Origin of the sequence: Vibrio sp. 10N.222.49.C9, assembly GCF_041474985.1 — a bacterium.
Taxonomy (GTDB): domain Bacteria; phylum Pseudomonadota; class Gammaproteobacteria; order Enterobacterales; family Vibrionaceae; genus Vibrio; species Vibrio crassostreae_C.
The window spans coordinates 1-462 of sequence record NZ_JBFRVD010001380.1; the positions used below are offsets into that span (position 1 = coordinate 1).

General features: G+C 46.1%; 1 pseudogene. It reads right to left on the reverse strand.

Annotated elements, in window-relative coordinates:
• Positions 1-38: 38 nt before the first annotated feature.
• Positions 39-462, reverse strand: a pseudogene (locus tag AB4585_RS28380) (phosphatase); the annotation flags it as partial.

The following is a 462-nucleotide window of genomic DNA, read 5'->3' on the forward strand; positions in this document are numbered from 1 at the left end:
AAAATACTGACTCATCATATCTCCTTATGAGCAGGCATCTATAGAGTCGATGCCTTAGGATCAGAAAACTGTGGCCATTGTTCCCATACGGGAGTCACTCCGGACGGGAGCCACAAATTCTTCCCTAATTCCATCCAAGGCGATGGATAATGAAAATCGGAACCTTGGGAAGCTAATAGATTGTATTGTATAGCATAATCAGCCAAGTTGCGTCGCTCTTGTTGACTTTGTTGAGGTTGAGAAACCTCCATTGCATCCCCGCCCGCCTCAGAAAATGCCGATAACAATCGTTTTTGCCATTTTGCAGTGAGATCATAACGGCCAGGATGAGCTAACACGGCCAAACCTCCAGCAGCATGAATGGCATTGACCGCATCTGTCATTGAACACCAAATAGGAGGCACATACCCCGGCTTGTCTCGGGTTAAAAAGCGTTTGAATACTTGATGCATGTTCTTCGCA